Here is a 21,475-nt window from a genome sequence, read left to right on the forward strand (position 1 = left end):
GGGGGTGACACACGGAGGCGATCGTCTTGTCGGATCGCCCCATTTACGCTTCCGGCCAGGCTCGGTGCCCGCGACGGACGACCAGGGGTGTCTAGGTTCCCGGTCTCACCGTCCCGACCTGGCACTCACGAGTCGCGAGTGCCAAGTGCATTCTTAGCACTCGAGCTGGGTGAGTGCAACGTCGTGCGGGGGTCTCCGCCCACGGCGAACACCCCCGCACGAGCGACGAGTTCCGTCCCCTAGCCGAGGCAGGTCTGACCGGTCTTCAGGTTCCACGCGAACGACAGCGGACCCATGCAGTCGACACTGTCCTTCTCGGCCGTCGCGCCCGAGCCCCAGCCCGCGATCGCGAACGTCGCGTAACCGTCGTCCGCCCACGAGTGCGCGATGCCGCCGCCGATCGCCAGCGCCAGCGACTGGCCGTTGCCGCGCGACGCGCTCAGCGCGGTGCCGAAGCCCGTCGCGAGGCTGTTGGACGAGCCGAAGCCCTGCGCGACCGACACGGCCGTGCCGCTGTCCATCGCGGCCGAGCGCGACACACCCTGCTCGAACGCCTGCGCACCGCAGCTCGCGTACTCCGAGATCTGGATGTCGTTGGGCGCGGTCGGCGACAGGCACACCACGGGCGCGGCCGACGCGGCACCCGCACCGACGAGCGAAACTCCTGCTGCCACACCGATTCCCGCAGTCGCAATCACCGCAGTCCGGGTCATCCGCCTCCCGAAGCTCGAGATTGCACGCAGGCGGGAAAAGGTCGACATTCGGACTCCTTCACGGACAAACGGGAGAAGTAGGGAAGAGTGCCCGCGAGATTACCGGTTCGTGTCCCCGAAACGAGGCATTTCGATAGCTATCCGAAGTAGCTCGGCGCGTCACCCGAGATCGGCCAACAAAGCGGGCAGATCGGCCACCGAATCGATCACGTGATCGGGCCGATCCACCGCGAGGTCGAGGATCGGCTGACGGAACTTGCCCGTCCGCACCAACACCCCCGTCATGCCCACCCGCTGCGCCGGCAGGACGTCGCTGCGGAAGTCGTCGCCGACCATCACCAGCGTCGCCGGATCCACACCCATCAACTCGGCCGCCGTGAGGAACCCCGCGAGCGACGGCTTGCCCACCGACACGATCCGCGAGCCCGACGCGTCCTCGAGACCCGGCAGGTACGCACCCGTGTCCAGACGCAGACCGTCGGACTCCGACCACATGAGTGCGCGATGCATCGCGACCACGGGCACCCCCGCCACCATCAGGTCCAGCACCCGGCTGAGCGCGTCGTGCGTGAACTCCGGACCCGCGCCGCCGATCACGACCACCTCGGGATCATCGTCGTCGAACTCGATGCCCTCCATGTCGGCCCGGATGTCGCCGTGGTTGAGCAGCATCACCCGCGCGCCCGGATACGTCGACCGCAGGTACTCGGTGGTGAGCCGCACCGCCGTGACGATCTCCTCGGGACGGATGTCGAACCCCGCGGCGTCCAGCGCCGAGGCGATCTCGCCGCACGTCCGGGACGTCGTGTTCGTCAGAAACGACCGCACACCCCCACTGCGGCGCAACTCGCCGAGCGCCTCCACCGACCCGGGGACCGGCCGCCACGACGTGACCAGCACCCCGTCGATGTCGAACAGCACGCCCTCGACCCGGGTCATGGATTCGAGGGTATCCGCCGTCAGGGACGGCTGCTGGGCTATCCGACCGGAAGCATCGACGGCGTCTGCGCGGTCGCCTCGGCCTGCGCGGTCCGCACCGACTCGCGCCGGCTGTCGATCGCCTCGCCGAACCGCCGCGCCAGCGCCGGGCGGGTCCGCACCAGCCGCGAGGGCTCTGCGACCCGGACCAGATCGTCGCCCGAGATCTTCAGCGCCGCCGACACCACCGACGCGGCGGCGGTGCGCCGCTCGAGCGAGTCGAAGTCGTCGTCGGGCGCGTCGTCGAGGTGCAGACCCGCACGCCGAGAGGCATACCAGAGCCGCTGCAACAGAAGCGACTTGGCGCCACCGTCGTCGGCCGGTGACGCCACCGGGATCGACACCGCGTACACGCCCTCCGCGCCGGGGGACACCGACACCGTGCCGCCGCGGGCGACCATGGGCAAACCCTGCGCGGTCTCGGTGACCACGCGGATCACGTCGACCGGCGGATCCTGCACCGCGAACTGCAGTTCGGCCTTCGCCTTGTGCGCGTTCTCACCCACCCGCGACAGGTTCGTGAACGCCGCCGCCGCGAGCTGGGCGTTGGGCACCACCTGGATGCCGTTGCCGGTGTCGATGTGCACGGCCCGCCAGTTGACCTCCACGACCCGACCGCGCACCACCGGCGACTCGAGCCAGTCGCCGAGCGTGAACGGCTGCTCGAACAACAGCAGCAGGCCCGCGACGACCGGGCCGACCGCGTTCTGGATGGCCAGACCGATGACGATGGAGGTCACGCCGAGGGCCGCGAAGAGTCCGGCGACGTTGGCGCCCCACACCTGCGAGAACAGGACCGCCAGGCCGACGATGATGAGCGCCAACCGGGCGATGTCGATGAAGATCGACGGCACCCGGGTTGCGCCAGCTGCCCGCCCGCGCGTTGCCGAAGAGCGCCGCGTTGAACACCGACAGCACCCACAGGATCACGAGGAATCCGAGCACCGTGCACCTCGGTAAGCACGAGCATCAGCACCGGCAGGCCGACTGCGACCGCCACCACCGGCCAGAACCACGAGCCCCCGACCCACTCAGACATCGTCGGCCTCGACCGTCAGCTTCCACACACGCTCGGCGCCGGCCTCGATGGTCACCGACCCGGCATCGGTGAACGTCCGCATCCCGGAGAGCGCGTACACCACCGACACGTCCTGGTGCTCGTCGACGATCCGGAATCTCCTCCCCCAGGCCACGTGCGGTGACGCCGCGGACCGCGGTCGCCAGCTGGTTCAGCGGTCGGGTGAACACCCGCGCGAACAACAACGACAGCACCGACACGACCAGGATCAGCGCCGCCGTCGACAGTGCCAGGGTCTTGGCGAACCCACTCACCGGCGCGAACGCCTCGTCGGTCTCGATCTTCGCGACGATCGTCCACTCCAGGTCGTCGAAATCCAGCGGGGCGTACGCCATGAGGGTCTCGGCACCGGTGTAGTCCGTCGAGATCATGGTGCCCGCCTCGCCGTCCAGGGCCCGGCGCACCGCCTCGGTGTGGGTGGGCTGCAACAACTCGCTGCCGCCGACCTGGACCTGCAGCTCGGCGACGCCGCGCGGGGTGCCGGCGCCGGTGACCCGCTCGACGAACTTGTCGGGGTTCTCGAGCAGCAGACGCGAGACCGATCGCATCGTCTGGTCGGATCCAGCGAGATATGCCTCGCCCGTCCGGCCCAGGCCGATATCCGGCCAGCTCTGGTTGCCGGTCATGACGCCGTTGGTGAACCCCGCCGGCATCTGCAGCGCCAGCACTCCCGTGCGCTGACCGCCGACCACGCGCTGTTGTCACCGGCATCGCTGTTGTCGAGGGACACCGTGAAATCGCCCGCCGCCGGGACCGTGTACCAGCCCTGCAGGTATCGCGCTGCGGCGTTCTTCGGGTCGAACAGTTCAGCGTCGACCGGCTGACCGGTCCCCTTCTCCAAATTCTCCGCGAAGACCTTGCGGTAGTACTCGTCCAGCGCGGCGCTCTGCTCCGGTGGTCGCTGTGCACCCGCCAGCTGGCGGTACGCCGCCGAGAAGTCCCGAGCGGCGTCCGAGACGACGAGGCTGCGCGAGTACGTGGCGGCCACGTTGCGCATGTCCTCGATCAGCGACACCACCGCCTGGCTGCGTGACTCACGAACCTCGACCAGTCGGTCGAACTCGGCGTCGCGGAGCGCCGAGGTGCCCGAGGCGTACCCGATGCTGCCGATGATCAGTGCCGACGCAACGCTGACGCCGAGGAGCATCATCAACAGTTTCGACTGGATCCCGAGCCTGCCCCGTAGCCGCGACCCGAGACTCCGCACGGTCGAATGTCGGCTCGCGGCCGGATTCCTTTCGAGCAACACGCTTCCAGAGAGAGTCCGTGTCAAGCGGTTTGCCTCTTTTTCCGGAAACTACCAACCATGTGGTCTGTCGGCAGGACGAACGCGGAATCGTGACCTGCCGCACAGGCAGTCCGAGCCCGCGCCTACGATGGCCCGGTACGCGTGACCTCCTGTACCACCTAATTCGAACCGGAGAGCCGACCGTGACCAACACCCTCGAAGCCAGCATCGAGATCGCTGCCACTCCCCAGGACGTCTGGACGATCGTGTCCGACCTGAAGCGGATGGGTGAGTGGAGCCCGCAGTGCCGCAAGATGCGCGTCTCCGGCGAGGTCCGCGAAGGCACCAAGACGTTCAACATCAACCGCAAGGGGCTGCTGGTGTGGCCCACGACGTCGAAGGTCATCCGGTTCGAGCCGAACAAGGCAATCGCGTTCCGTATCAACGAGAACCGCTCCATCTGGTCGTACACCCTCGAACCGACCGAGACCGGCACCCGTGTCGTCGAACGCCGCGAGGCCCCCACCGGAACCAGCCAGGTGTCGCAGTTCCTGATCAAGACGGTCCTCGGCGGCGCCGACGCCTTCGAGACCGATATGGTCGCCGGCATGAACGCGACGCTCGCGCGGATCAAGTCCGAGGCCGAGGCACTGGCCGTCGACGCCCGGTAGCACATCGCGACCTACCGGTTCTCGGTGGTCACGTAACCTTGGTCAGCGAAAGCGGCACCCGCCGCCGTCAGACCCCGACAGGTAAGAGGAGCCCGTGGCACGCCGACCGACCCCCCCTGGTACCCCCCAGCCCACAGGCGTCGGCCACGTCATCGGCCTCGTCAAAGCTGCCGTCCCGCCGCTGCATCCCGCGGGCCTGCCGTTCGTGCTGGCCCCGCTCGCGGTCGCGGCGGTGGGACGCAACCGCAAGTGGGTGCGCCGGGCCGGGCTCGCGTCCGCGGCGGCGTGTGCCACGTTCTTCCGTCACCCGCACCGTGTGCCACCGAATCGCCCCGGCGTGATCGTCGCACCGGCCGACGGTGAGGTCGCGCTCGTCGACACCGCCGTCCCGCCCGCCGAGCTCGGCATGGGCGACCAGCCGCTGCCGCGCGTGAGCATCTTCCTGTCCGTGCTCGACGTCCACGTCCAGCGCGTCCCGGTCGCGGGCCTGGTCCGGAAGGTCGTCCACCAGCCGGGGCAGTTCCTCTCCGCGGATCTGGCCGACGCCAGCGAGGTCAACGAGCGCAACAGCATGCTCATCGAGATCGCCGACGGCCGCGAGGTGGCCGTCGTGCAGATCGCCGGGCTACTCGCGCGCCGCATCGTGTGCGACGCCCGCGAAGGCGACAAGCTCACCATCGGCGACACGTACGGCCTCATCCGCTTCGGTTCCCGAGTGGACACGTACTTCCCGGCCGGCACCACACTGCTCGTCGAGCCCGGGCAGCGCACGATCGGTGCCGAGACCGTCCTCGCTCAGCTGTCGTGAGACCGCCGCGCGCCAGCGGACGGAACGCCGTCCGATTACTGCCGAGCATGATCACGATCCTCGCGCTCTGCAGCGGGCTGTCGGCGGTCAAGTTCGCGCTCGACGGTGAGCTGGGGACCGCCCTCGCGATGATCGGCGCCGCGGCCGTCCTCGACTCGCTCGACGGCCGCATCGCCCGGATGCTCGACGCCACCAGCAAGCTCGGCGCCGAACTCGACTCGCTCGCCGACGCCATCTCGTTCGGCGTCGCGCCGGCACTCGTGCTGTACGTGACCCTGCTCGACGGCAACAACTTCGGCTGGATCATCGCGCTGCTGTACGCCGTGAGCATCGTGCTGCGCCTCGCCCGGTTCAACACCCTGCTCGACGACGACACCGTGCCCGCCTACACGAAGGACTTCTTCGTCGGCGTGCCCGCACCGGCCGGGGCGCTCATCGCGCTCACCCCGATCGCCGCCTACATCCAGTGGGGTGACGGCTGGTGGTCGTCGATCGGTGTCGTCACCGTGTGGACACTGCTGTCGGCCACGTTGATCGTCAGCCGCATCCCCACTTTCGCAATGAAATCCGTGTCGGTGCCGGGACACCTGGCCGCGGGACTGCTCGCGCTCGTCGCCCTCGCCGCCGCGGCGCTCATCACGTACCCGTATCTGCTGCTGATGGTGCTGGTCGCCGCTTACCTCGCGCACATCCCCTTCGCGATCCGGTCCAAGCGCTGGGTCGCGGCCCGCCCCGAGACGTGGGACATCAAGCCCTCCGAGCGTCGCGCCATCCGCCGCTCCCCCAACGGCGACCGGCGTTCGGCTGCGCGCCTGGGACTGCGCCGGCCTCGCTGATCCCTCTCCCGCGCGTTTCGCGCACTTGTCGCGGAAATCCCGGCCCTACCCTCACGTTTTGCGCACTAATCGCGAGGAGAGGGGCGGGATTTCCGTGTTTGGCGCACTTGTTGCGACCGGGTCAGAGACGTCGGCGTCGCGAACGCAGCAGGGCGCCGTGGATCTCGTCGATCACGGCATCCGGATTCACCATCATGTCCTTGGTGACGAAGTGGATCGTCCAGCCGGCCTTCCGGAGGTCGTTCTGCCGACGACGGTCCCGTGCCAGCGCCGACGTCTTCCCATGCCAGTCCCCGTCGTACTCGACGACCAGCCGCTCCTCCTCGAACCCGAAGTCGACACGGGCGACGAACGTTCCGCCCGCGTAGATGTGCAGTTGCAGCTCGGGGTGCAATCCGGCATCGTGCATGCGCACTCGTAATTCGGACTCCGGCGGCGACTCCGCACGCGGATCGGCGAGCGCCAACGCCTCGCGCGCACGCACGATGCCGTGGTCGTGACGACCCTCGAGGTACGCCGTCATGCGCGCCTCGGTCGTCAACTTCGCGCGCAGGATGCGGTCAACATCGGCCACCGCTCTGATCAGCGGCCCCGTCGACAGCACGTCGAACGTCATCCGTTCGGGGCGCGCGATCGGGATGTTCCCCCACGGCTCGTGGTCGCCGGTTTCGATCGCGACCCGCCAGACATTCAGCCCCGGACGTCGGTTCACCCGACAGCCGGGCAACGCGATCACGTCGACCGTGTCCGACGCCGACGCCAACTCGACGCCCCGCACCACCGCCGCCGACCTGCCGGTGAGCACCAGCGCTCCCTCACCGGTGAGCGCGGCCGCTCTGCACCGCAATTCGTGGTCGACACGAACGCCGGCCGGGCAGTACACACCGCGGAACAGCCGACGGACGCGCGGGCCGCGCAGGTCCGATGCGGTGAGTGCTCCCTCCCGCACCGCATCGCGTCCGACGAACACTTCCGGTAGCTCCGGTCTCTTCCTCCTCATGCCCCGTCACGGTGCCTCACCGCCCCGACCCTGGAACCGTCTGAGCACCGAGTTATCCACAGCCGTGGGCGTTTTCCACAGCCCCTCCCCTCGCGTTTTGCGCACTTGTCGCGAAATTCAGGCGGAGTTCGGCGCGACAAGTGCACAAAACGCGGGCGAGGAGGAGGCGGATGCGCGAGAAGTGCGCACAACGCGGGACCGGAGGAGCCGTGGGCGCCTTCACTAGGCTGGACCGCGTGACCACACCCGAACTGACGCTCACGGTCCGGCTCAACACGTCCGCCGCGGACGCCCGACGCGGCGTCGTGCGCCTGCATCCCGAAGTACTCACGGCGCTCGGGTTGCGCGAGTGGGACGCGATCGCACTGATCGGGGCCCGTCGGACCGCCGCGGTCGCGGGTCTCGCCCCGGTCGGCACCCCCACCGGCACGGCCCTGCTCGACGACGTCACGCTCTCCAACGCGGGCCTGCGCGAGGACGCGACGGTGGTGGTCGCGCCCGTCACCGTGTACGGCGCACGGGCAGTCACGGTGAGCGGGTCGGCGATGGCGCAGCAGTCCATCTCGGACGCGACGCTGCGGCAGGCGCTGCTCGGGAAAGTCCTCACCGTGGGCGACGCGGTGTCGCTGCTGCCGCGAGACCTGGGGCCGGGCACCAGCACGGCGCCCACCGCGCAGACCCTGTCGAGGACGTTCGGGGTCACATGGACGTCCGAACTGCTGACCGTCACCGGCGTCGACCCGTCCGGCGGACCGGTGAGCGTGCAGCCGAACTCCGCCGCGGGCTGGGGATCCGGTGTCGCCCAGGAGCTTCCCGCTCCGACCGCCACCGCACCTCCGACGATCACCGAGCCACGCACCGCCGATGCGGTCCCGGTCGAGGACCTCGTCGGCGCGCAAGCGCAGGCCGCGAAGCTCTCCGAGTGGCTGACGCTGGCCCTCGACGAGCCCGAACTGCTGCAGAAGCTCGGCGCCTCACCACATCTCGGCGCCTTGATCACCGGACCGGCCGGCGTCGGCAAGTCGACGCTGGCACGCTCGGTCCTCGCGAAGCGCCGGGTGGTCGAGGTCGACGGTCCGGGTGTCGGTGCGTCCGAGGCACAGTCGCGGCTCGAACAGGTCACTGCGGCAGTGGACGCCGTCCGCAGCGGCGGGGTGCTGCTCGTCACCGACATCGACGCGCTGCTGCCCGCGGTCCGCGAACCGGTCTCGACGCTGATCCTCGACCAGTTGCGCCGCGCGGTGGAAAGCGAATCGGTGGCGTTCGTCGCGACCACCGCCCACCCGGAGGGACTAGACGACCGCCTGCGCGGCCCGGACCTGTGCGACCGCGAGCTGGCGCTGTCGCTGCCCGACGGCGCCGGGCGCCGCCAACTGCTCGAACTGCTGCTGCGCAAGGTTCCCACCGCCGACCTCAACCTGCCCGAGATCGCCTCGCGCACCCCCGGATTCGTCGTCGCAGACCTGGCGGCGCTGTGCCGGGAGGCCGCGCTGCGGGCCGCATCCCGCGCGAGCAGCGCCAAGTCGGAGCCGCGGCTCACCCAGGAGGACCTGGTGGGTGCCCTTCACGTGATCCGGCCGCTGTCCCGCTCGGGCACCGAGGAACTCGCGATCGGCAGCGTCACCCTCGACGACGTCGGCGACATGGTCGAGACCAAACAGGCCCTCACCGAGGCGGTGCTGTGGCCGCTGCAGCACCCGGATTCGTTCGCACGCCTCGGCGTCGATCCCCCACGCGGCGTGCTGCTGTACGGGCCGCCCGGCTGCGGCAAGACGTATCTCGTTCGCGCACTGGCCAGTTCGGGACAGCTCAGCGTGCATGCCGTCAAGGGCGCCGAACTGATGGACAAGTGGGTGGGCGCGTCCGAGAAGGCGGTGCGCGAGTTGTTCCAGCGCGCCCGCGACTCGGCACCGTCGCTCATCTTCCTCGACGAGGTGGACGCCCTCGCGCCGCGCCGCGGTCAGAGCTCCGACTCCGGTGTCTCCGACCGCGTCGTGGCCGCACTGCTCACCGAACTCGACGGCGTCGAACCGCTGCGCGACGTCGTCGTGCTCGGCGCCACCAACCGGCCCGACCTGATCGACCCCGCGCTGCTGCGCCCCGGACGCCTCGAGCGCCTGGTGTTCGTGCCGCCACCGGACGCGGACGCGCGCAAGGAGATCCTGCGGACGTCGGGCAGGTCGGTGCCGCTCGCCGAGGACGTGGACATCGCTGCCCTCGCCGAGGACCTCGACGGCTACTCGGCCGCCGACTGCTCGGCCGTGCTGCGGGAGGCGGCGCTCGCAGCGATGCGGCGCAGCGTCGACGCGGCCGACGTGACCGCCGACGACGTCGCCGCGGCCCGGGAGAAGGTCCGGCCGTCGCTCGACCCCGACCAGGTGGCACACCTGAAGGCGTACGCCGAAAACCGGTGAGCGGCAGGTAACGTCGGGCCGATGACCCCGAACGTCCGCTTGTCCCTGTCGGCTGTCGCCACCCTGTTCGCGGGCGTGCTGGGAACGTTCGTGCTCACCAGCCGCCCCCAGTGGGGACCGCTGTTCAGCGCATCCGAGCGCCAGCTGGACGACTGGAACGCCACCCTGCCGACCGGGGTCGCCGTCGGCTGTGTCCTCGCGGTACTCGCGTACGCGGCGCTCCAGCGCGGTGCGTCGGCTCGGCCCGCGTGGATCACGGCAGTGGTCGCGACGGCCGTCCTGATCGCGGCCCGCCTGACGGTGTCGGGTGTGAGCGATCTCGACCAGCTGACGCTGCTGTACTACGCCAAGTGCGTGGCCGGCGGAGTGCTGCTGGGTGCGGCCGTCGCGGCGGCGTGGTCCCGCCCGCTCCCCAGGCTCGTGCTCGTCGGCGCGGTCGCGTCGACGTTCGTCGTCGCGCACACCGCGCACTCCGGCTGGACACCCAGCACCTCGGCGCTCGGCGAGCCGTTCTGGTGGGTGCTGATTCCTGCGATCGTCCTCGCGGCAGTGTGTGCGGTGATCGACACGGGCGAACCTGCACGCGCCGACGCCGGGATCGTCCGCGAGGTGATCGCGGCCGTGCTCACGCTCGCCGTCGCGCACCGCCTGCTCGGAGCGTGGATCGACGGTCAGAGCGGGTCACGGTTCCGGCTGTGGATCGTCATCGGGCTGTGCCTCGTCCTCGTCGTCGCGCTCACCGAGTTCTGGGCCCGGCGCCTGGATGCGCCGTTCCTGCTCGCCGCGACGGCGGTGGCCGCATCCGCTGCTCCCGTGAGGACGCTGCTCGCCCAGCAGCACCCGCGACTCGAGCCGTGGATTCTGGTCACCGTCGGCGTCGCCGCCGTCGCGGCGGGGGCCGCGGTGGCATCGCGACGACCGTCGCCCGTGGTCGGCATCGCTGCGCTGACCGTCATCCCGCTGTGGATCGCGATCGATCCGACCTCAGGAGACAGTCGCACACTTCTGCTCGTGCAACTCGCAGCGCTCGGGGTCGGCATCGGGCTCGCCCTCGGCTCCACTCTGCCCGACAGCGGCGCGCTCGCCGCGCTGGGACTCGTCGTGCCGTTGTTGTCGATGGTGTTCACCGCATTGGTCAGCGTCACGACCACATTCATCACCTACAGCGGGTCGTACGAGCCGCTGCCGTACGCCCCGCTGACGGCCAAGGCCTCGTTCGACAGCCCCGTCACCTTCGACCGCGGCGCCGGCATCGCACTGCTGCTGGTGGTGGTGTTCTGCGCGCTCGCGATCCGCGGTCTGCGGCCCCACGCGTCCGCGCCGCGCGCGGATTGACGCCCCGCGGGCACGATTGCGCGCGCGGGTGACGAATCTGCGCGCGTCAGTCGACGAGATCCAACTCTCGCAACCTTGCGAAGACCAGCCGCGAGCCGGGGGCGGTCTCGGGCATGGCGGCGTACTCGGCCTCGGTGAAGTAGCGGATTTCGGCGACCTCGCTGGTGGCCTGCGGCTCGTCGACGAGGTCGGCGAGGTAGCACGTCATGTGCAGGCGGGTGCCGGGCCGGTGCCCGAAGGCCGGCGCCTCGAAGACGCCGAGTTCGCGGAGGCTGCCGGGTGCGATGTCGGTGTCGAGTTCCTCGCGGATCTCCCGGTGCAACGCCTGCTCGGCGGTCTCACCTGGGTCGATCTTGCCGCCCGCCATGTAGAACGCGGTCTTGCCGGCGGACCGGGCCTGCAGCATCCGACGGTCACGGATGTGGGCGAGGGCGGCGGTGCGGATCACGATGGGCTTCTCGTCGGACACCCGTCGAAACGTACCCCCGCCCCGATGCCGCTGCAGACCCAGCCACAAATGTCCGCTTTGCACCGATTGAAGTCGGGTTCGCCCCACTCAGTAAGATGTACCTCGTAGTCCACTTTGCTAGCTAAGCGAAGGGTCTACTCCGACTCTCGGTTCACGCCGTTTCGTCACCCCGCCGCCCGACCAACCGACGGAGTGCCATTTGCTTGTCATATTGATCGCTCACGCGATAGCCGCCGTTCTGGCTCCGCTCGTCGTGCGATCAATAGGGCGCAATGCGTTCTACCCGCTCGCACTCGTGCCGCTCGCGAGCCTCGGCTGGGTGATCGCGAACTGGGGCACCGAGCGGGAACTGCACATCCAGTGGGCGCCCGGCCTGTCGATGGACATCGACATGCGGTTCGATTCGCTGGCCGCGATCATGTCGGTGCTGGTCCTGGGCGTGGGCACGCTGATCCTGGTCTACTGCGCGCGGTACTTCACCGACGACGAACCCCGCCTCGGCATCTTCGCCGCCGAGATGGTCGCGTTCGCGGGCGCCATGTTCGGCCTCGTGACCAGCGACAACATGATCATCCTCTACACGTTCTGGGAACTGACGACGATCCTGTCGTTCCTGCTCGTGGGCCACTATGCCGAGCGCGCGACCAGCCGCCGCGCCGCCACGCAGGCGCTGCTGGTGACCACCGCCGGCGGCCTGGCGATGCTGGTCGGCATCATCATGCTGGGCCAGCAGGTGGGCAGCTACAACCTGTCCGACGTGGTCGCGAACCCTCCGACCGGTTGGCTCGCGAGCGTCGCGATCGTGCTGGTGCTGATCGGCGCGCTGTCGAAGTCGGCGATCGTGCCGCTGCACTTCTGGCTGCCCGGCGCGATGGCCGCCCCCACCCCGGTCAGCGGCTACCTGCACGCGGCGGCGATGGTCAAGGCCGGCATCTACCTCGTCGCGCGGATGGCGCCCGGCTTCGCCGACTCCCCACCGTGGCGGGTCACCATCATCACGCTGGGCCTGGCGTCGATGCTGCTCGCGGGCTGGCGGGCGCTGCGCTCGTTCGACCTCAAGCTGGTGCTCGCGTTCGGCACCGTCAGCCAGCTCGGCTTCCTGATGGTGCTGGTCGGGGTCGGCTCCCGCGACGCCGCCCTGGCCGGCATGACGATGGTCGTCGCGCACGCGCTGTTCAAAGCCGCGCTGTTCATGGTGGTCGGCATCATCGACCACTGCACCGGCACCCGCGACATCCGCAAGCTCGCGCGCCTCGGCGCCAGCGCACCGTGGCTGGCCACGATCGCCGCGCTCGCCGCCGCGTCGATGGCGGGTCTGCCGCCGTTCCTCGGGTTCGTCGGCAAGGAGGCCGCGCTCGAGGCGATTCTCGATGCGAACATGCTCGAGCCGTGGCAGCGGACGACGGTCGTCGCGGCCATCGCGCTGGGCTCGGTGCTCACCGTCGCCTACAGCATCCGGTTCGTGTGGGGCGCGTTCGGTCGCAAGCGGCAGCGCACCCCGAGCGCGGCGGTCGAAGGCATGCACGCCCCGAGCGCACTGTTCCTGGCGCCGCCCGCGGTGCTCGCGGTCGCGGGCCTGGTCGCCGGCCCGCTGTCACCGCAGCTCGAGAAGCTGCTCACGCCGTACTCGACGACGTTGCCCGCCGGCCCGCACGCCGACTACCAGCTGGCGCTGTGGCACGGGATCAACACTCCACTGCTGCTCACCGGCCTGATCGTCGGCGCGGGCACGCTGCTGTTCGTCGCGCACCGCTGGGCGGTCCAGCGCCTGCGTTTCCAGACCCCGCCGCTCGGCAACGCTGACCGCGCCTACGACGCCACGCTGCGCGCGATGGACACGCTGTCGATGCGACTGACCGGTTTCACCCAGCGCGGATCGCTGCCGCTGACGCAGTCGACGATCCTCGCGACGCTGGTGCTGCTGCCGGTGATCCTGCTGGCACTGCGCACCGACGTGTGGGCCGAGATCCGGCTGTGGGAGTCGCCGCTGCAGTTCACCGTCGGGCTGATGATGATCGCGGCGGCGCTGGCCGCGACGGTGCTGCGCAACCGCCTGGCCGCGGTGATCCTGGTCGGGCTCAGCGGCTACGGCTGCGGCGTCATCTTCGCCCTTCACGGCGCCCCCGACCTGGCCCTCACCCAGTTCCTCGTCGAGACCCTCACGTTGGTGATCTTCGTGCTGGTGCTGCGGAAGCTCCCCGCCGAGGTCGACGAGCGTCAGTCCATCGGGTTCAAGTTGCCGCGCGCGATCCTCGCGGTCGGTGTCGGCGCCGCGGTCACCACGCTGGCCGCGTACGCGATGAACGCCCGCTCGTCGGCGCCGATCTACCACCAGCTACCGGAGGCCGCGTACACGCTCGGCAACGGCCGCAACATCGTGAACGTCCTGCTCGTCGACATCCGCGCGTGGGACACGCTCGGCGAGATCTCGGTGCTGCTGGTCGCGGCCACCGGCGTCGCCAGCCTGGTCTTCCGGCACCGCCGGTTCGGGACCGCCCCGCGCGTGGCCGACGCCCCGGCCGTCGTGCTGGAGGCGGCGTCGAGCACGGAGACGACGTGGCTGCGCGGCGGCGACCTCATCGACCCGCGGCATCGGTCGCTGGTGCTCGAGGTGACCACGCGACTGATCTTCCCGACGATGATGGTGCTGTCGGTGTACTTCTTCTTCTCCGGCCACAACGCGCCCGGTGGCGGTTTCGCGGGCGGTCTGACGGCGGGTCTAGCGCTGGTGCTGCGGTACCTCGCCGGTGGACGCTACGAACTCGGCGAGACCGTCCCGATCGACGCCGGCAAGATCCTCGGCGTTGGTCTGCTGCTCGCGGCGGGCACCGCCGTGACGTCACTGTTCCTGGGAGCCCCGCCGCTGTCGTCTGCGGTGTTCGAGGTGACGCTGCCGCTCCTCGGACACATCAAGCTCGTCACCGCACTCTTCTTCGACCTGGGGGTGTACCTGATCGTGGTTGGCCTCGTGCTCGATGTGCTCCGCAGTCTCGGGGCTCGACTCGACGCACAGGAGGAGGTGAACGCCTGATGAGCGCCGACCTCGCATCCCTGATCCTCATCGGTGTGCTGTCCGCGGCGGGTGTGTACCTGCTGATCGAACGCAGTATCACGCGGATGCTGTTGGGCCTGCTGCTCATCGGCAACGCCGTCAACCTGCTGATCCTCACCGTGGGTGGACGCGCCGGCAACCCGCCGATCGTGGGCCGCGAATCGGTACACGAGGAGATCGCCGACCCGCTGGCACAGGCGATGATCCTGACCGCGATCGTCATCACGATGGGCATCGCCGCGTTCGTGCTGGCCCTCGCCTACCGCTCCTACAAGATCACCACCGCCGACCGGGTCGAGGACGACACCGAGGACACCAAGGTGTCCAAGCGCCGCAGCCCGGCCGAGGCGCCGGACCGCGACCGGTCCGACGACCCGCTCACCGGCGCGCCGTCCAAGAGCGGCGACGCGTTCGACGCGGCGGGCAACCCGATCCCCGTCGATCTCCTCGAGGACCCCGAGGACTACCAGTCCTACGAGGAACTACACGAGGGAGACGGCGAGTTGGAGACCGAAGCACCGGGAGGTAAGCGATGACGCTCTCCCCCGAACTGATCGGTACCCTCGCCCCGCTGCCGGTGCTGATCCCGATGATCGCCGCGGCGGTCACCCTGTTCGTCGGCCGTCGGCCCACCGCCCAGCGGTGGATCACCGTCGTCGCACTCGTCGCCGTCACGGCGGTGTCGGCGACTCTGTTGTACCTCGCGGACCGGCACGGCACCACCGCGATCCAGGTGGGCGGCTGGGACACCCCGATCGGCATCACGCTCGTCGTCGACCGCTTGTCGGCGGTGATGCTGCTGGTGTCGTCGATCGTGCTGCTCGCCGTCATGATCTATTCGATCGGTCAGGGCATCCGCGACGGCCAGGAACACCAACCGGTGTCGATCTTCCTGCCCACCTACCTGGCGCTGACCGCCGGCGTGTGCAACGCGTTCCTCGCGGGCGACCTGTTCAACCTGTACGTCGGGTTCGAGGTGTTGCTGGCCGCGAGCTTCGTGCTGCTGACGCTGGGGGCGAGCGCCGACCGGGTCCGCGCCGGCGTCTCGTACGTCATGGTGTCGATGGTGTCGTCGCTGATCTTCCTGTGCGGCATCGCGTTCGCCTACGCCGCGACCGGCACGCTCAACCTCGCGCAGATGGCGCTCCGGTTCGACGACGTCCCGGTCGGCACCCGCATGGCGATCTTCGGTGTGCTGCTGGTGGCGTTCGGCATCAAGGCCGCGGTGTTCCCGCTGTCGACGTGGCTGCCCGACTCCTATCCGACGGCCCCGGCCCCGGTCACCGCGGTGTTCGCGGGCCTGCTCACCAAGGTCGGTGTGTACGCGATCATCCGCGCGCACACGCTGCTGTTCCCGCAGGGTGAGCTCGACAACGTCCTGATGGTGTGCGGCCTGCTGACGATGATCGTCGGCATCCTCGGTGCGATCGCCCAGAGCGACATCAAACGTCTGCTCTCGTTCACGCTGGTCAGCCACATCGGCTACATGATCTTCGGTGTGGCGCTGTCGACGCAGTCGGGCCTGTCCGGCGCCGTCTACTACGTGGCGCACCACATCATCGTGCAGACGACGCTGTTCCTGGTGGTGGGACTGATCGAGCGGCAGGCCGGGTCGTCGTCGCTGCGCCGCCTCGGCGGTCTCGCGGCGGCCAGCCCGCTGCTCGCGATCGTGTTCCTGGTGCCGGCGCTCAACCTCGGCGGCATCCCGCCGTTCTCGGGCTTCATCGGCAAGATCGCGCTGTTGCAGGCCGGTGTCGCGCACCCGAGCGCGCTGTCGTGGATCCTCGTCGCCGGCGGCACCGTCACCAGCCTGCTGACGCTGTACGTGGTGGCGCGTGTCTGGACCAAGGCGTTCTGGCGGGCCCGCGCCGACGCCCCCGAGGGCGACCTCGCGGACGTGAGCCCGTCCGCGCTGATCGACGAGTCCGAGGAGGACATCGCCTTCGTCGACCGCGAGGACGTGGGCCGCATGCCGGTGTTCATGCTGCTGCCGACGATCGGCCTGGTCGGCGTCGGCCTGGCGCTGACGGTCTTCGCGGGCCAGATCATCGGGATCACTGACCGGGCCGCGCAGGACCTGCAGAATCGGGACGTCTACATCACGGCCGTCCTGGGCGAGGGAGGTGGCCGATGACCCGCGAACGCGTACTGCGCGTCGGCGTCCTCGCGTGGCTGGCGCTGGTGTGGATCCTGTTGTGGGGCACGTTCAGCATCGCGAACCTGGTCGGCGGCCTCATCGTGGGCGCGCTCATCATGTGGCTGCTGCCGCTGCCGCGGGTGCCGGTCGAGGGCCGGGTGCACCTGCTGTCGATGGTCAAGCTGGTCTGGATGATCATCTTCTACGCCGCGCAGTCGAGTGTGCAGGTCGCGCGGCTCGCGGTTCGTCCGGGACCGCCCCCGGTCACCGGGGTGCTGCGCTGCAAGCTCGGCATCAAGTCGGACCTGGTGCTCACGCTGTGCATCGACGTCCTCAACCTGATCCCCGGCACCATGGTGCTCGAGGTGGACCAGGCCCGACGCGCGGTGTACGTCCACGTCCTCGACGTCGGCACCACCAAGGCGGTGGACCAGTTCTACCGCTCGGTGCGTCAGCTCGAGCGCCTGTTCATCGCGTCGTTCGAGCGTGATTCGGACTGGCAGCCGGCGCCGTGGCACCTGCGCGATTACGAATACCACGAAGAGGGCAGAGAGGATCCAGCATGACGGCCGTGATGATCATCGCCGGAGCGATGCTGGTGGCGGCGGCGCTGCTCACCACCTACCGGCTGCTGGCCGGCCCGGGCAGCCTCGACCGCCTGGTCGCGATGGACACCCTCGTCGCGACGGCGATCTGCGGGCTGTCGGTGTGGGCCGCCTACAGCGGCGACACCACGATCGTGCCCGCCATCGTCGCGCTCGCCCTGGTCGGCTTCGTCGGCTCCGTGAGCGTGGCCCGATTCCGGGTGAGTGACGACTCGTGAACACCTTCCTCGACGTCCTGGCCGCGATCTGCATCCTCACCGGCTCGCTGCTCGCGCTGACCGCGGCGATCGGCATCGTCCGCTTCCCCGACACGCTCTCCCGCATGCACGCCGCCACCAAGCCGCAGGTCGTCGGCCTGGTCCTGGTGCTCGTCGGTGCGGTGATCCGGCTGCACGGCAACGTCGACATCTGGATGCTGGTGCTGATCGGCCTGTTCACGCTGCTGACCGCGCCGGTCATCGCGCACAGCGTCGGCCGGGTCGCCTACCGCGAGCAGCGGGGACGCGACGGGCTGATGATGAACCACGACGAGGACCCGGGCACGTTCCGCTGATCGGTGAGCGCACGCTGTTCACCGATCGCGGCCCGAGTCGGGCGGCAGGATCCGGCACAGCGCGGCGAGCGCAGCGGCGAACGTGTGGTCCGACGGGGCGGCGTAGCCGACGACCAGTCCGTCGAACGCCGGCGCGGCATCGCGATGGCGGAAGTCCGCGAGACCGTCGAGTGCGATGCCCTGTCGAGCAGCGGCCGCCACTGTCGACGCCTCGGTGCCGGGTGGCAATCGCAGCACTGCGTGCAGGCCCGCGGCGATACGAGCGCCGCTAGTCGCCGCCGGGCGCGCCACTCCCCACCGTGGTCTGTGCCTCGCTCGGGATGGCCGTGCGGTAGAACGTCCGCCAGTACCCGTAGGCGAGCAGCGCCGGCAGGCCAAGCAGCAGCGGGGTCGCCACGATGGGGTACTCGGCGATCTGCACGGCGAGGTAGCGGTAGCTCAGCAGCAGCGCGGCCAGCAGGACGGCACCACCCGCGACGAGCCGGACCCGGAACAGGCCCCAGCCGCGCTCGGGGGCGCGCAGCGCCGACTCCAGGGTCAGCGTCAGCACGACGCCGGCGATCAGGTCGACGCCGTAGTGGTAGCCGAAGCCGAGCGTCGCGGACAGGGTGCACACGAACCAGAACGCGCCGCCCCAACGCAGCCACCACGGTCCGCGCCGGGAGTGGAGGAACAGCGCCAGCGACCACGCGGTGTGCAGGCTGGGCATGCAGTTGCGGGGCGTGGCGTCGTCGAACGGCATCGCCGACGGCGTCAGGTCGAACGGCACGGCGTCGGGCCAGAAGTCACCGACCTGGAAGCCGTTGCCGTCGGCGCCGAAGGCGAAGATCGGCCCGACCACCGGGAACAGGATGTAGAAGATCGGCCCGATCAGCCCGATCAGCAGGAAGGTGCGCACCAGGTGGTGCGACGGCCAGCCCTTGCGCAGCTGGTAGAGCGCGACCACGATCGCGGCGACCGGCAACTCGATGTACACCCAGTGCAGGACGCCGTAGCCGACGGAGCCGAGCGCGTCGACGACGTTCCCCATCACCCACGACGGGTTGCCGAGGGCGTGGTCGGCGAGCTGGACGTACTGGTCGAGGACCATGGGCCGGGCGATGACGGTGATCTGCAACCACACGTCGCCGAACTTGGTGGCGACGATCAGCAGCGCCCCGAGCCCGACGCCCATCAGTGCGCTGCGCCGCTGCTCGCCTTGCCATTTCACGCCGGCATACACGCCGATCGAGGTCAGCACGATCACGGCGCCGTTGCCGACGGTCAGGGGCCCACCGGCGAGGTAGCGGATCGCGGCGACGACGACGTCGATCCCGGTGGCACTGGACAGCGCGATGACGCGCTGCCGGTTGGTGAGCCCCACCATGGCGAGCGCGAGCCCGGCCCACGGCACGGATGCCGACTTCGGGGTGCCTACGAAGTCGTCGAGGAGGCTCGTCAGCGGTCCCTGGAAACCGCGTGAGGACGCGAAGATCTGCAGCCCGGTGAGAACGAGAACAACGGCGGCGACGCCACTCCCGAGCAGTACATTTCGGGTTCGATCGGTGAGCCGCACCGGCTCCGTACGCGCGCCACCGTCCACCAACACGCCGTCCATAGTAAACGGCGAGTGAATCCTGGCTTACGTGTCTAGTTCGTCGACGAGCGAGCTGACGACCGCACGCACGTCCCCGCCGGTGGACGCGGCGACCTTGCGCTGGCGTTGGTACGACGCCCCGCGTCGCGGGATGTCGGCGACGCGGGCGAGTTCGTCGACGCAGCCGAGTCGCGCGGCGGTGGGGGTGAGCTTCTCGAGCAGGTCGTCGAGGTCGTCGGTGACGAGGCGTTCGCTGTTGTCGGCCCCCAGGATCACCTCGGCGTCGAGCCCGTATCGGGCTGCGCGCCACTTGTTCTCCTGCACGTGCCACGGCGGCATGGACGGCAGCGTCTCCCCCGCCTCGAGCCGGGTGTCGAGGTCGACGACGAGGCAGTGGATGAGCGCGACGAGGGCACTGAGTTCGGTCCGGGTGGAGACGCCGTCGCACACGCGCACCTCGATGGTGCCCCAGCGCGGCGCCGGGCGGATGTCCCAGTGGAGGCCGCCGAGGGTCTCGATGACGCCGGTCGTGAGCTGGTCGTGGACGTAGCTCTCGAACTGGGCCCAGTTCTCGAACTGGAACGGCAGCCCGGCGGTAGGCAACTGCTGGAACATCAGCGCACGATTGCTCGCGTAGCCGGTGTCGACGCCGGCCCACATCGGCGACGACGCCGAAAGTGCGAGCAGGTGCGGATATTTCAGCAGAAGCGAGTTCAGGATCGGGAACACCTTCTCCTTCGCGGAGACCCCGACGTGCACGTGCACACCCCAGATGAGCATCTGCCGCCCCCACCACTGGGTGCGTTCGATCAGCTCGTCGTAGTGCGGGGTTCGGGTGAGCAACTGGGTGGACCACCGCGCGAACGGGTGGGTTCCGGCGCACATGAGGTCGACGCCGAGCGGGTCGGCGGCCCGACGCACCAGTGCCATCGTCTCGGAGAGGTCGTCGATGGCCTCACCGACGTTGTCGCAGATCCCGGTGACGAACTCGACGGTGTTGCGCAGCAACTCCTTGGTGACCCGGGGTTCGTCGGCCAGTTCGCCGACCGCGTCGAACACGGCCGCGGCAGTGTTCGACAGATCGCGGGTGGTCCTGTCGACCAGCGCGATCTCCCATTCCACCCCGAGGGTCGGACGCGGTGAACCGGCGAACGGGACTCCCACGAATCCGATCCAACCACAGCGTCCCGATGCCCGCAGGTCGCCGGAGAACGCGAAACGGCGGGGCCGAGAGGCCCCGCCGTTTCGGCGACTACGTCTGTTGTCGTCAGCCGTTGATGACACCGCAGGCGACGCGGCCGCCGGCGTCACCGGTGGTCAGCGTCTGCTGGTCCGGCACCGGCGCGTTGTCGGGCAGCGTGTAGCGGTTGGGGATGTTGGCGAAGTTGTCCGAGCCCGCGTGGATCATCAGCGCGGTGCCCTTGCCGCCGTTCTTCAGGTCGGCGAGGGTGAAGGCGTCGGTGGTGGTGACGAGGTAGGCCTTGCCGTCCTCGCGCACCTCGAGCGAGGTGAGGTCGCCGCTGGACGGGTGGCCGGTGTGGCCCTCGACCTGATAGTGGCCGCCGGCGGAGAGGAAGTTGCCGGGCTCACCGCCGGTCGGGGCGACCGAGTTGGGCTCGCACTTGCCGACGGAGTGGATGTGCAGACCGTGGAAGCCGGGGGTCAGGCCCTGCGCGTCGACCGTGATCTGGACGTAGCCGCCGGTCTCGGTGAGGGAGGCGGTGCCGACCTGGGTCCCCTTCGGGTCCTTGAGCTGGACCGAGACGCTGTCCGCAGTGGTGGTGGTGACGTGCTCGGAGCCGCCCTCGGCGTGTGTACCACCGGGGGCGGCGCTACCGGTCCACACCGGCGGGGTGGTTCCGGGCTCGGTGCTCGACTCTTCGCTGTTGGAGCACGCGGTGAGGCCCAGCGCGGCGATCGCGACCAACGGGGTCACGACGCGCCAGGACTTGCGACGGGTGAATTGCGAGGCCATCGAACCGCTCCTTCGAGGTGGTTGAAATCTGCGGATGATCATAACGA

The 21,475-nt window shown here is 69.6% G+C and carries 22 protein-coding genes; 11 read left to right on the forward strand and 11 right to left on the reverse strand.

The genetic code is table 11. The features are described from left to right. Positions 1-239: 239 nt before the first annotated feature. The 5 genes from ACQ5DX_RS18785 to ACQ5DX_RS18805 all read right to left on the reverse strand — a co-directional run bounded on the left by ACQ5DX_RS18785 (position 240) and on the right by ACQ5DX_RS18805 (position 3,976). Positions 240-761 (reverse strand): DUF6764 family protein, encoded by a 522-nt coding sequence (locus tag ACQ5DX_RS18785; protein ID WP_430333997.1) that lies wholly within the window; start codon positions 759-761, stop codon positions 240-242. Positions 762-872: 111 nt separating this feature from the next. Further along, the gene (locus ACQ5DX_RS18790) at positions 873-1,652 is read right to left on the reverse strand and encodes an HAD-IIA family hydrolase (protein ID WP_430333998.1); all 780 of its coding nucleotides are present in this window, start codon (positions 1,650-1,652) and stop codon (positions 873-875) included. 38 nt (positions 1,653-1,690) lie between these two features. Beyond that, positions 1,691-2,545: a mechanosensitive ion channel family protein gene (locus ACQ5DX_RS18795; RefSeq protein ID WP_430333999.1), complete on the reverse strand. Its 855-nt coding sequence runs from the start codon at positions 2,543-2,545 to the stop codon at positions 1,691-1,693. 115 nt (positions 2,546-2,660) lie between these two features. Then, positions 2,661-3,437 (reverse strand): hypothetical protein, encoded by a 777-nt coding sequence (locus tag ACQ5DX_RS18800; protein WP_430334000.1) that lies wholly within the window; start codon positions 3,435-3,437, stop codon positions 2,661-2,663. Continuing rightward, a complete protein-coding gene (locus ACQ5DX_RS18805; RefSeq protein ID WP_430334001.1) occupies positions 3,392-3,976 on the reverse strand; it encodes a hypothetical protein in 585 nt (194 codons plus the stop codon). Before ACQ5DX_RS18805 ends, ACQ5DX_RS18800 begins: the two co-directional genes overlap by 46 nt. Before the next feature lie 224 nt (positions 3,977-4,200). On the opposite strand from ACQ5DX_RS18805, the gene ACQ5DX_RS18810 reads away from it, so the two are divergent. The 3 genes from ACQ5DX_RS18810 (at position 4,201) to ACQ5DX_RS18820 (ending at position 6,312) form a co-directional block, all read left to right on the forward strand. Next, positions 4,201-4,668, forward strand: a complete 468-nt coding sequence (locus ACQ5DX_RS18810) for an SRPBCC family protein (protein WP_430334002.1) — start codon at positions 4,201-4,203, stop codon at positions 4,666-4,668. 94 nt (positions 4,669-4,762) lie between these two features. After that, a complete protein-coding gene (locus ACQ5DX_RS18815; RefSeq protein ID WP_430334003.1) occupies positions 4,763-5,476 on the forward strand; it encodes a phosphatidylserine decarboxylase in 714 nt (237 codons plus the stop codon). A 47-nt stretch (positions 5,477-5,523) separates the two neighbouring features. Then, a complete protein-coding gene (locus ACQ5DX_RS18820) occupies positions 5,524-6,312 on the forward strand; it encodes a CDP-alcohol phosphatidyltransferase family protein (RefSeq protein ID WP_430334004.1) in 789 nt (262 codons plus the stop codon). Positions 6,313-6,433: 121 nt separating this feature from the next. Here the strand turns inward: ACQ5DX_RS18820 and ACQ5DX_RS18825 are convergent, their stop codons facing one another. Further along, positions 6,434-7,312 carry an endonuclease domain-containing protein gene (locus ACQ5DX_RS18825; protein ID WP_430334005.1) on the reverse strand — a complete coding sequence of 293 codons (879 nt, stop codon included), beginning with the start codon at positions 7,310-7,312 and terminating at the stop codon, positions 6,434-6,436. A 236-nt stretch (positions 7,313-7,548) separates the two neighbouring features. Here ACQ5DX_RS18825 and ACQ5DX_RS18830 point away from each other — a divergent pair, with 236 nt between their 5' ends. Both ACQ5DX_RS18830 and ACQ5DX_RS18835 read left to right on the forward strand, forming a co-directional pair. Then, positions 7,549-9,726: an AAA family ATPase gene (locus tag ACQ5DX_RS18830; RefSeq protein ID WP_430334006.1), complete on the forward strand. Its 2,178-nt coding sequence runs from the start codon at positions 7,549-7,551 to the stop codon at positions 9,724-9,726. Between the two features lie 21 nt (positions 9,727-9,747). Continuing rightward, positions 9,748-11,061, forward strand: coding sequence for a hypothetical protein (locus ACQ5DX_RS18835; protein WP_430334007.1), 1,314 nt, complete (start codon positions 9,748-9,750; stop codon positions 11,059-11,061). A gap of 46 nt (positions 11,062-11,107) precedes the next feature. Here ACQ5DX_RS18835 and ACQ5DX_RS18840 read toward each other — a convergent pair whose 3' ends face one another. Further along, positions 11,108-11,530: an NUDIX hydrolase gene (locus ACQ5DX_RS18840; protein ID WP_430334008.1), complete on the reverse strand. Its 423-nt coding sequence runs from the start codon at positions 11,528-11,530 to the stop codon at positions 11,108-11,110. 199 nt (positions 11,531-11,729) lie between these two features. On the opposite strand from ACQ5DX_RS18840, the gene ACQ5DX_RS18845 reads away from it, so the two are divergent. From ACQ5DX_RS18845 to mnhG, 6 genes are read left to right on the forward strand one after another with little or no spacing between them, the layout of a single operon-like run. After that, positions 11,730-14,561: a Na+/H+ antiporter subunit A gene (locus ACQ5DX_RS18845; RefSeq protein WP_430334009.1), complete on the forward strand. Its 2,832-nt coding sequence runs from the start codon at positions 11,730-11,732 to the stop codon at positions 14,559-14,561. Then, positions 14,561-15,118, forward strand: coding sequence for a Na(+)/H(+) antiporter subunit C (locus ACQ5DX_RS18850; protein WP_430334010.1), 558 nt, complete (start codon positions 14,561-14,563; stop codon positions 15,116-15,118). The genes ACQ5DX_RS18845 and ACQ5DX_RS18850 overlap by 1 nt, the downstream gene beginning before the upstream one ends. Continuing rightward, positions 15,115-16,716 carry a Na+/H+ antiporter subunit D gene (locus ACQ5DX_RS18855; RefSeq protein ID WP_430334011.1) on the forward strand — a complete coding sequence of 534 codons (1,602 nt, stop codon included), beginning with the start codon at positions 15,115-15,117 and terminating at the stop codon, positions 16,714-16,716. Before ACQ5DX_RS18850 ends, ACQ5DX_RS18855 begins: the two co-directional genes overlap by 4 nt. After that, positions 16,713-17,285, forward strand: coding sequence for a Na+/H+ antiporter subunit E (locus ACQ5DX_RS18860; RefSeq protein ID WP_430334012.1), 573 nt, complete (start codon positions 16,713-16,715; stop codon positions 17,283-17,285). Before ACQ5DX_RS18855 ends, ACQ5DX_RS18860 begins: the two co-directional genes overlap by 4 nt. Then, positions 17,282-17,542: a monovalent cation/H+ antiporter complex subunit F gene (locus tag ACQ5DX_RS18865; RefSeq protein WP_430334013.1), complete on the forward strand. Its 261-nt coding sequence runs from the start codon at positions 17,282-17,284 to the stop codon at positions 17,540-17,542. Before ACQ5DX_RS18860 ends, ACQ5DX_RS18865 begins: the two co-directional genes overlap by 4 nt. Then, on the forward strand, positions 17,539-17,877 hold the full coding sequence (gene mnhG / locus ACQ5DX_RS18870) for a monovalent cation/H(+) antiporter subunit G (protein ID WP_430334014.1): 339 nt from the start codon (positions 17,539-17,541) through the stop codon (positions 17,875-17,877). Before ACQ5DX_RS18865 ends, mnhG begins: the two co-directional genes overlap by 4 nt. Positions 17,878-17,895: 18 nt before the next feature. On the opposite strand, the gene ACQ5DX_RS18875 is transcribed toward mnhG, so the two are convergent. The 4 genes from ACQ5DX_RS18875 to sodC all read right to left on the reverse strand — a co-directional run bounded on the left by ACQ5DX_RS18875 (position 17,896) and on the right by sodC (position 21,428). After that, positions 17,896-18,078 carry a hypothetical protein gene (locus ACQ5DX_RS18875; RefSeq protein WP_430334015.1) on the reverse strand — a complete coding sequence of 61 codons (183 nt, stop codon included), beginning with the start codon at positions 18,076-18,078 and terminating at the stop codon, positions 17,896-17,898. Between the two features lie 67 nt (positions 18,079-18,145). Next, positions 18,146-19,474, reverse strand: a complete 1,329-nt coding sequence (locus ACQ5DX_RS18880; RefSeq protein WP_430334016.1) for a DUF5933 domain-containing protein — start codon at positions 19,472-19,474, stop codon at positions 18,146-18,148. A 24-nt stretch (positions 19,475-19,498) separates the two neighbouring features. After that, on the reverse strand, positions 19,499-20,617 hold the full coding sequence (locus ACQ5DX_RS18885; protein ID WP_430334017.1) for a glutamate--cysteine ligase: 1,119 nt from the start codon (positions 20,615-20,617) through the stop codon (positions 19,499-19,501). 103 nt (positions 20,618-20,720) lie between these two features. Beyond that, a complete protein-coding gene (sodC, locus tag ACQ5DX_RS18890; protein ID WP_430334018.1) occupies positions 20,721-21,428 on the reverse strand; it encodes a superoxide dismutase[Cu-Zn] in 708 nt (235 codons plus the stop codon). Between the last annotated feature and the right edge of the window lie 47 nt (positions 21,429-21,475).

The sequence above is a fragment of the Rhodococcus sp. ACT016 genome, from assembly GCF_050477185.1.
Taxonomy (GTDB): domain Bacteria; phylum Actinomycetota; class Actinomycetes; order Mycobacteriales; family Mycobacteriaceae; genus Prescottella.

Coding starts and splice junctions, on each gene's coding strand:
- ACQ5DX_RS18825 (WP_430334005.1), bottom strand. CDS start 7,312: ATGAGGAGGAAGAGACCGGAGCTACCGGAAGTGTTCGTCGGACGCGAT.
- ACQ5DX_RS18850 (WP_430334010.1), top strand. CDS start 14,561: ATGAGCGCCGACCTCGCATCCCTGATCCTCATCGGTGTGCTGTCCGCG.
- ACQ5DX_RS18860 (WP_430334012.1), top strand. CDS start 16,713: ATGACCCGCGAACGCGTACTGCGCGTCGGCGTCCTCGCGTGGCTGGCG.
- ACQ5DX_RS18865 (WP_430334013.1), top strand. CDS start 17,282: ATGACGGCCGTGATGATCATCGCCGGAGCGATGCTGGTGGCGGCGGCG.
- ACQ5DX_RS18855 (WP_430334011.1), top strand. CDS start 15,115: ATGACGCTCTCCCCCGAACTGATCGGTACCCTCGCCCCGCTGCCGGTG.
- ACQ5DX_RS18790 (WP_430333998.1), bottom strand. CDS start 1,652: ATGACCCGGGTCGAGGGCGTGCTGTTCGACATCGACGGGGTGCTGGTC.
- ACQ5DX_RS18785 (WP_430333997.1), bottom strand. CDS start 761: ATGTCGACCTTTTCCCGCCTGCGTGCAATCTCGAGCTTCGGGAGGCGG.
- ACQ5DX_RS18820 (WP_430334004.1), top strand. CDS start 5,524: ATGATCACGATCCTCGCGCTCTGCAGCGGGCTGTCGGCGGTCAAGTTC.
- ACQ5DX_RS18835 (WP_430334007.1), top strand. CDS start 9,748: ATGACCCCGAACGTCCGCTTGTCCCTGTCGGCTGTCGCCACCCTGTTC.
- ACQ5DX_RS18880 (WP_430334016.1), bottom strand. CDS start 19,474: ATGGACGGCGTGTTGGTGGACGGTGGCGCGCGTACGGAGCCGGTGCGG.
- sodC (WP_430334018.1), bottom strand. CDS start 21,428: ATGGCCTCGCAATTCACCCGTCGCAAGTCCTGGCGCGTCGTGACCCCG.